The 7,997-nt window shown below is 72.3% G+C and carries 8 protein-coding genes and 3 pseudogenes; 2 read left to right on the top strand and 9 right to left on the bottom strand.

Annotated features, from left to right (window positions below):
* Positions 1–182 (top strand): annotated as a pseudogene (locus A9X05_RS31205) (hypothetical protein); the annotation flags it as partial.
* On the opposite strand, the gene A9X05_RS19050 reads toward A9X05_RS31205, so the two are convergent.
* From A9X05_RS19050 to ssd, 8 genes and pseudogenes are all read right to left on the bottom strand, one after another.
* The gene (locus A9X05_RS19050; RefSeq protein ID WP_082971012.1) at positions 164–976 is read right to left on the bottom strand and encodes a prolipoprotein diacylglyceryl transferase; all 813 of its coding nucleotides are present in this window, start codon (positions 974–976) and stop codon (positions 164–166) included. The pseudogene A9X05_RS31205 and the gene A9X05_RS19050 sit on opposite strands and share 19 nt — an antisense overlap.
* A 28-nt stretch (positions 977–1,004) precedes the next feature.
* The gene (locus tag A9X05_RS19045; RefSeq protein ID WP_368664938.1) at positions 1,005–1,295 is read right to left on the bottom strand and encodes an Rv3654c family TadE-like protein; all 291 of its coding nucleotides are present in this window, start codon (positions 1,293–1,295) and stop codon (positions 1,005–1,007) included.
* A gap of 14 nt (positions 1,296–1,309) precedes the next feature.
* A pseudogene (locus A9X05_RS19040) lies at positions 1,310–1,629 on the bottom strand (TadE family type IV pilus minor pilin); the annotation flags it as partial.
* Between the two features lie 23 nt (positions 1,630–1,652).
* On the bottom strand, positions 1,653–1,856 hold the full coding sequence (locus tag A9X05_RS19035) for a DUF4244 domain-containing protein (RefSeq protein ID WP_067749537.1): 204 nt from the start codon (positions 1,854–1,856) through the stop codon (positions 1,653–1,655).
* A gap of 15 nt (positions 1,857–1,871) precedes the next feature.
* Positions 1,872–2,468, bottom strand: a complete 597-nt coding sequence (locus A9X05_RS19030) for a type II secretion system F family protein (protein WP_197499127.1) — start codon at positions 2,466–2,468, stop codon at positions 1,872–1,874.
* Positions 2,465–3,268, bottom strand: a complete 804-nt coding sequence (locus A9X05_RS19025; RefSeq protein ID WP_067749539.1) for a type II secretion system F family protein — start codon at positions 3,266–3,268, stop codon at positions 2,465–2,467. Before A9X05_RS19025 ends, A9X05_RS19030 begins: the two co-directional genes overlap by 4 nt.
* Positions 3,265–4,424 (bottom strand): annotated as a pseudogene (locus A9X05_RS19020) (TadA family conjugal transfer-associated ATPase). Before A9X05_RS19020 ends, A9X05_RS19025 begins: the two are co-directional and overlap by 4 nt.
* Positions 4,421–5,470 (bottom strand): septum site-determining protein Ssd, encoded by a 1,050-nt coding sequence (ssd, locus tag A9X05_RS19015; RefSeq protein WP_067749585.1) that lies wholly within the window; start codon positions 5,468–5,470, stop codon positions 4,421–4,423. The pseudogene A9X05_RS19020 and the gene ssd overlap by 4 nt, the downstream one beginning before the upstream one ends.
* Before the next feature lie 481 nt (positions 5,471–5,951).
* On the opposite strand from ssd, the gene A9X05_RS19010 reads away from it, so the two are divergent.
* On the top strand, positions 5,952–6,797 hold the full coding sequence (locus tag A9X05_RS19010; protein WP_067749543.1) for an HAD-IB family hydrolase: 846 nt from the start codon (positions 5,952–5,954) through the stop codon (positions 6,795–6,797).
* A gap of 438 nt (positions 6,798–7,235) precedes the next feature.
* Here A9X05_RS19010 and A9X05_RS19005 read toward each other — a convergent pair whose 3' ends face one another.
* Positions 7,236–7,994, bottom strand: coding sequence for an oxidoreductase (locus tag A9X05_RS19005; protein WP_067749544.1), 759 nt, complete (start codon positions 7,992–7,994; stop codon positions 7,236–7,238).
* Positions 7,995–7,997 lie beyond the last annotated feature (3 nt).

Here is a 7,997-nt window from a genome sequence, read left to right as displayed (position 1 = left end):
CGGGGGCCGTCATGCTCGGGCTGATCGCCTTCGGCGGCGGGGGCGCGCTGCTGTTCGTCAAGGGCAGCGCGTGGGCGAGGGGGATCGGCATGGGACTGATGATCGGCTGGGCGCTCACCTCCATCTTCACCGTCGGCATCTGCACCGGATTGAACCCGATGCTCTACCACATCACCCGATGAACGGCATGGAACTGCGCGGTGACCGAATCCACCGCTACGTCAACGCTTTTGCCCCGCCGATATCCCACGCGCAGCCTAACGGCGATGACGAGCAGGGAGGGCAGCAGAAACCACTGCGGCCGGGTCAGGCCCAGCCACACCGTTTCGTTGGCGCGGAAGAACTCGACGAAAAACCGGAATACCGCGTAGCCGGCCACGTAGAGGACGAACAGCTCGCCCGGGTGGCTCACCCGGTTGCGCAGCCAGAGCAGCACCGCGAATGCGGCCAGCTGGAAGGCGATTTCGTAGAGGAACGACGGGTGCATCGCCGCGCCGGTGAGGCAGCCCGGGCACTTCGGCACGCCGGCGGGGGCATGCACGCCCCATGGCAGGTTCGTCGGGCGCCCCGGCGCCTCGGTGAGGTGGCAGCCGACCCGGCCGATCGCCATGCCGAGGGCGACGGCGGGGGCGAACAGGTCACCGGTCTTGCCGGTGTAGCCGCCGAGGCGCTTAGCGATCAGCACGCCGAGGTAGGCGCCCAGCAGCCCGCCCAGAATGCTGCGCGACCCGAATTCCCACGCCTGCAACATCGTCGGGTTGAGGCGGAGGTCCAGGTGCTCGGCCCAGCCGGACAGGCGCATTCCCACCGCGCCGCCGACGAGGGCGCCGGTCACCGCGACCAGCGATTGCTCGTTGACCTCTCCGCGCCGGCGGGCTTCGGCGATGAACACGACCGCGGCGGCCAGGACGCCCAGCGCCACGAAGACACCGTGCATCGGCAGCATCACCGAACCGATCCGCCAGTGCGGCACCACGCCGACAGACTATTACGTCGGGACCGCGTCAGCCGGTGGCCGGGCCCGCCCGCGCGGCGGCGCTCGCCGCGCTGCCGAAGACCGCCACGCGGACCGTGACGACCACATCCGGGCCGTCCACCGCACACCCGGTGTCGTCGGCCCGCATCCGCCGGGCCACCGCCGTCGCGCGGGCGCAGGCCGCATCGGCTCCGGACGGCAGCCGGGCCGCGGCGGCCAGCGCGGCCAGATCGGCCGCCGCCTGTGCGCGGTGACGCGCCACCACCACCGCACCCAGGTAAGCGCCGGCACCCGCGACGCCAAGCAACACCGCCACCATCCAGGCCGCGACCAGGGTGGCCGAGCCCCGATCATCCCGACGGCTCCGCCGCCGAGACCGCCTTGGCGGCAATGTCGAGCGCCGGCAACACCTTCGAGCGCGCGACGACGGTGGCAACCAGGAATTCACCTTCGCGGTGCACCTCGACCCGCGCCCCGCCGGGGGCGATGCGGCGGGCCGCGTTGAGGGCTGAGCGGTCGTCGCCGCGCGCGGCGAGCCTGGCGGCTTCGCGAGCGGCGTCCACGCAGCGAACCTGCATCGAGACGGCGGTGACACCGGCCAGACACAGCACCAGCACGACCACCAGGGTGGCGACGCCCAGGGCCGCCTCCACGGTGCTGGCGCCCGCACTGCCGGTCAGGCCTTGGTGTTGAGCGCGCGACCGATGATGTTGGTCAGCGCCGACACGATGGAGTCCCCGGTGACGACGGTGTACAGAATCGCACCGAAGGCGGCGGCCGCCACAGTGCCGATGGCGTATTCGACCGTGGACATGCCCGACTCGTCGGACACCACGACCGTCAGGCGCGCGATCAGCGACCGAAAAATGTTGTGCAGCAATGCTTCCCTTTCTCTTCACCATAATCCCGATTGAAAGACTTCGCCGGCGAGCCCCGCCACCACGGGAATGATTCCCAGGCACACGAACGCCGGCAGGAAACACAACCCGAGCGGCCCGGCGATCAGCACCCCGGCGCGTTCGGCGGCGGAGGTGGCCGCGTGCGCGGCACCGTGCCGGGAGTCTTCGGCCAACTCGGCGACTCCCTCGGCCAGCGCCGCACCCGAGGCCGCCGAACGCCGAGCGAGCCGCAGCAACGCCTCGACCTGCGCGTCGGCCTCGTGCGGCCGCCGATCCGGCGAGATCGTCCAGGCGACAACGGGATCGGCGCCCAACGCCAGCAGGTCGGCGGCGCGCCGCAGCACGCGGGCCAGCGCGGGCGGGGCGGACGCCGCGGCGGCGGACGCGGCGGCGGCCACGGCCATGCCGGCGCCCAGGCACACCGCCAGCACGTCGAGACAGGACGCGACCGCCAACGGGTCGGGGCCGTTCGCCATCCCGCGCCCCGGGCGCGGCCGATGCCGGCGGACCGGTGCGCGCGCCCGCGTTCGCACCAGCGCCGGGCCCGGACCGATCCACGCCGCCACAGCCAGCAACACCGCCGCCGTGGTCACGACCCGAGCCGATCGGTGATGCGGTCGGCCCATAACAGGCCGCCACACGCCAGCGCCGAACCCACCACCAACAGCCAGCCACCCGCGCGCCCATTGAACAGGAAGGCCAACGGTCGCGCGCCGATCAGCTCGCCCAGCAGCACGCCGAGCGCCGGCAGACCCGCCAGGATCGCCGCGGTCGCCCGCGCGCCGGCCATGTTCGACGTCACCCGGGCCGAAAATCGTTGCCGCTCGGCGATATCGCGCTGCGCGGCGCGCATCAGGGTGGCGATCGCCAGACCGTGCTGGCTGGCCAGCTGCCAGCCCAGCGCGAGGCGATCCCAATGCCCGGGCAGGGCCGACGATTTCGCCGCGGCGCGTAGGCCGGCCGCGACGTCGGCCCCCAACCTGGCCCGGGCCGCGACCGCCCGAAACGACTCCGCCACCGCACCGGCGGTTTCGCCGGCAGCCACCCCGAACGCGCGCACCGGGTGGGAGCCGACACGCAGCTCACCGACGAGCACGTCGAGCGCACCTTCCAGCGCCTGCCCCTCGCGCTGGGCGCACCGGGTGCGATGGCGGCGGCGATAGCGCAGGTTCGCGGTCGTGCCGACCACCGCGACGGCGAGCACCGTCGTCAGCGGTAACAACACCGCGGCCGCACCCACGGCGACCACGGCAAGGCAAGCCGCCTCGCGTGGCCCGGCGACCGGGCGCCACCGGCGGTTCGACGCCATCGGCGCCAGGCGGCGCCGCGGCGACGCCGGAAGCACGAGCAGCGCGAGCGCCAACAGCAGCGCACCGGTGGCCGGGCCGTTCATGCCGGCAACCTGCCCCGCAGCACGCGGTGTAAGAGCTCGGCTTCGTCGGTCATGCCTTCGTCGGCACGCCACACGGTGACCGCCCGCACCCGCCCCGCGACCTGGCGAAGAACGGCGACCTCGCCGAGCCTGCGCCGCCCGCTGCGGTCGCGCGCGACGTGCAACAGCACCTGCACGGCCGCGGCGAGCTGACTGTGCAGCGCCGCGCGATCGAGACCGCCCAGCGCGCCCAGCGCCTCCAGCCGGGCGGGGACCTCGGCCGGGTTGTTCGCGTGCACCGTGCCCGCTCCCCCGTCGTGGCCCGTGTTCAGCGCCGCGAGCAGGTCCACCACCTCGGCGCCCCGCACCTCGCCGACCACGATGCGGTCCGGCCGCATCCGCAGGGCCTGGCGAACGAGCTGGCGCACCGGAACTTCGCCGATGCCTTCGACATTCGCGCACCGCGCGACGAGTTTCACCAGGTGCGGGTGCCGGGGCGCCAGCTCGGCGGCATCCTCGACGCAGACGATCCGCTCGGTGGGCGCGACCGCGCCGAGCATCGCCGCCAACAGCGTCGTCTTGCCCGCTCCTGTTCCGCCGCACACCAGGAAGGCCAACCGGGCGGCGATGATGTCGGCGACCATCGCGGCGGCCTCGGGCGCCAGCGCGCCCGCCGCGATCAGGGCCGCCAGGTCCTGACTGGCCGGCCGCAGCACCCGCAATGACAGGCACGTGCCCGCGGCCGCCACCGGCGGCAGCACGGCGTGCAATCGCACCGCGAACCCGGCGCCGATCCCGGTCAGCTGGCCATCCACCCACGGCTGCGCGTCGTCCAGCCGGCGACCGGCCGCCAGCGCCAGCCGCTGCGCCAGGCGCCGCACCGCCGCTTCGTCGGCGAACCGGACCTGCGTGCGCCGCAAGCCATTTCCGTCGTCAACCCAGACCGCGTCGGGCGCGGTGACCAACACGTCCGTGGTGCCGTCGGCGCACAACAACGGCTCGAGGATGCGGCGCCGGTGAGCTCCGTCTGCAAGACCCGCAGGTTGGCCAGCACCTCGGTATCGCCGAGCATGCCGCCCGACTCGGCCCGAATGGCGGCGGCCACGACGTTGGCCCCCAGCGGCGCGGATTCGGCGGCCAGCCGCTCCCGTACCCGGTCGATCAGCGAACCACTCACGCGGCCTCGCCTTTTCGTGCCGGCCCCGACGCGCGCGGCAGCACCGCCAGCACCTGCCGAGCCGCCGCCGCGAGCGTAGATCGCCGCCCCAGACGCAGGCCGCCTCGCTCCAGCTGCTCGGCGACCCGGGGCTGTGCTTTGACCGACGCCAGCAACGGCAGCCCGGCGATCTCGGCGATCTCGGCTGCCCGCAACCCACCCGGTGATGGACCGCGCACCACCAATCCCACGTTGGGGTTGACCGCGGCGAGCACCGGCGCCAGCGCACCCGTCGCGGCGCACGCCGGCACGTCGCAGCGGCTGACCACGACGACGAGGTCGGCGGCATCCAGCGCGGCGTGCGCCGCATCGGTGAGACGGCGCGGCAGGTCGCAGACCACCGTCACCGCGCCGCGGCGGCCGGCGTCGACGATGGCGTGCACGGGGCCGGCCGCCAGCTCGTATCCGCGCCGGGTGCCGGAGAGCACGCTGATGCCCCGGTGCCGCGGCAACGCCGCCCGCACGGACGACCAGCTGAGCCGGCCGTCCTGCAGCGCCAGGTCCGGCCAGCGCAAGCCCGCCGCGTTCTCGGCGCCAAGCCGCAGATCGATCCCGCCGCCCCATGGGTCGAGGTCCACCAGCAGCGCGTCCGCCGCCGCGTGCGCCAAGCCGACCGCCAGCGTCGAGGCGCCGGCCCCGCCGCATCCCCCGATGACCGCGACCACCGCGCCGCGAGTCCCGTCGTCGCGCGACGATTCGGCCGCCTCTGCGAGCGCGCGCACCATGTCACGCTCCCGCTCGGGCAGCCGCAGCACGTGCTCGGCGCCGACGGCGACGGCCGCCGTCCATGTCGAGGTCGCCGGGTCGGCCGCCGCCAGCACGGTCACGTGAGCGCGGCGGGGCAGCGCCGCCCGCCCGCACCGTTCGGCCGCCGCCTCGTCCAGCACGACGGCCGCCGCCGCCGACCACGTCTTGCGGCTCACGACGCCACCGGCATGGACTACCCGGACGCCGACGGCCGCGGCCACGCGCTCCAAGTCGCGGCGCAGCTCCGGGTCCGCCAGCATCGCGAGCACGCCCGCGGGAGCCGTCGCGTCGGCCTGCGAGGTGCTCGTCACGTGCCCCACTCTGCGGGCCCGCGATATTGGACACCAGTCCCAAACTGCGGATTTGTGGAGAGAGACGCGAGTGTGCACAAACACGTCGGGCGGCGCACACGATGCGGAAAGCCCGCAACCAATCGGACGGCCACGCCAGGCGGCCCGGTGTCGGCGGAATTTACCCCAGAAAAGGGACGACCCCCGCCAGGGGGGGAGGAGGCGAGGGTCGTCGTGCATCAGCCCCGGGGGGTCGGGCTGATACACCCTCGGCTCAGGCCGAGTAATGCTTACTATACACATGACAAGCGGCGGTAACGCAATAGCTCTTTCTATGAAAGAACACGTTGAGCCGCAAAAACACTGCCGTTACCGTCGGTCCCACTTTGCTGAGCGGCCATTTCGGTCCCAGAACCGCAGCCCGGACCGACGACCCACCTATGCTGGGGCGGTGACCGTCTTCGACCCGGCCGAGGAGCAGCACACGTCGGCTACCACCGCTCCCCGCGCCCGCACAGCGGCCTTCTTCGACTTAGACAAGACCATCATCGCCAAGTCCAGCACGCTGGCTTTCAGCAAACCATTCTTCAACCAAGGACTGCTCAACCGCCGCGCCGTGCTCAAATCCAGCTACGCCCAGTTCATCTATCTGCTCTCCGGTGCTGATCATGACCAGATGGACCGGATGCGCATCCACATGACGAACATGGTCGCCGGTTGGGACGTGGAACAGGTCAAGTCGATCGTCAACGAAACTCTGCACGACATCGTGACGCCGCTGGTGTTCGCCGAAGCGGCGGACCTGATCGCCGCGCACAAATTGTGCGGCCGCGACGTCGTCGTGGTCTCCGCCTCCGGCGAGGAGATCGTGGCGCCGATCGCCCGTGCGCTTGGCGCCACCCACGCGATGGCGACCCGCATGGTCGTCGAGGACGGTCGGTACACCGGGGAGATAGCGTTCTATTGCTACGGCGAGGGCAAGGTGCAGGCGATCCGCGAGCTGGCCGCCCGCGAGGGCTACCCGCTGGAGCATTGCTACGCCTACTCCGACTCGATCACCGACCTGCCGATGCTCGAGTCCGTCGGCCACCCCAGCGTGGTGAATCCCGACCGTGGGCTGCGCCGGGAAGCCGTCGAGCGCGGTTGGCCGGTGCTGTCGTTCTCCCGGCCGGTGTCGCTGCGCGACCGCATCCCGGCACCGTCGGGCGCCGCGATCGCGACGACCGCCGCGGTGGGCGTCAGTGCGTTGGCCGCCGGCGCGGTCACCTATTCGCTGCTGCGCCGCTTCGCGTTCTAGGCCCCGCGTTTCGCAGCAAACGCATTTCCGCATCGGTGCGCGATTTCGAACAAAATTGGGCCTTGCTGCGCTAGAGGTCTAGTAGTACAAAGGAACCACGGAAGCCCGATGAGGCCAAGGTCGATCCGGAAGAGAAGGATCGTTCTCCCGAACCGGGCGCCCAGCACGGAACCCGGCACCCACGCGGAGTCATAGCCGCGATAATGGCAGAAGTGTTGCGGGCCTGCGTAATTGCGAAATACGGACGGTGTCGACGGCCCTTTGGGTGGGGTTGCAACCGGAAGTATCGCAAGATCGCCGAGGCCAACCCACGCAGCCCCGAAATGCACGCATGGTAACCGAGCTCCGTGTTAGCGGGCGGCGGACCGAATCCTTCGGGACGTCGCCCGCTTTACATTGTCCGGCGGTGTTTTCGCCCGGCTCCGGCTACCGATCCAGCTACCGGCTCGACACCGACTCCGCGATCGTCAACGCCTCCTGTGCACCGGCTCGCATCGCCCGGCAGCAGAGCAGCAGCCACGCCCCCACCCCGGCCGGAGTTCCATCCGCAAAGCCTTGCGCCGCATCGCGATAGTCGGCGGGCTGGCGCATCCAGCTCACCTCGGGTACCCCCAACCCGTGCGGGTCCAGCCCGCTGGCGATGGTCACCAACCGCGAGACCGCGCGGGCCACCACGCCGTCCGCGCTGCCGAACGGCCGCAGCGTCAACAGCTCGCCGTGCGCGACCGCGGCGACCACCGGCGCCGGTGCCTCGGTGCCACCACTCACCAAATCCGCCAGCAACTCCAGCCGCGGCCCGACGCCGGCATCGGCGCGGGGCCGGCCCAGCCGCTCCTCGTCGACTTGGTCGGCCGCCGCCAGCATGTGCAGCCGCGCGAGCGCCTGCAGCGGGGCCCGCCGCCACACCCCGACCAGCGGACCCTCGCCGCCCTCCAGCGCCTGCGCCACCCGCAGCGCCCCACCGAACACCGGATCGCTGACCACCGCCGCATCGGCGAGGTCCTCCAGCCGAACGGGGCCGCCGTCCAGCACCGACGAGGCGCGCGCGGCCCGCAACGCCGCCTCGGCGGCGGTCACCGGCCAGCCCCGCAGGTTGGCCCGGTGGCGATGGGCGCGGCCCAGCGCGTCGCGGGCCCGGTCACTGGCCTCGGCGACGCCCGGCAACTCCATCAGCGGGGCCAGTGGATCGGCGGTCACAGG

The sequence above is a fragment of the Mycobacterium sp. E3298 genome (assembly GCF_001666895.1).
In the GTDB taxonomy this organism is placed as follows: Bacteria; Actinomycetota; Actinomycetes; order Mycobacteriales; family Mycobacteriaceae; genus Mycobacterium.
Note: the sequence above shows the minus strand (reverse complement) of the source record. Positions and strands in the feature narration are given on the sequence as shown.

Bases quoted from the DNA above. Each gene is read 5' to 3' on its own strand.
- A9X05_RS19045 (WP_368664938.1), bottom strand. From the start codon at position 1,295: ATGGTGGCGGTGTTGCTTGGCGTCGCGGGTGCCGGCGCTTACCTGGGT.
- A9X05_RS19025 (WP_067749539.1), bottom strand. From the start codon at position 3,268: ATGAACGGCCCGGCCACCGGTGCGCTGCTGTTGGCGCTCGCGCTGCTC.
- ssd (WP_067749585.1), bottom strand. From the start codon at position 5,470: ATGCTGGCGGACCCGGAGCTGCGCCGCGACTTGGAGCGCGTGGCCGCG.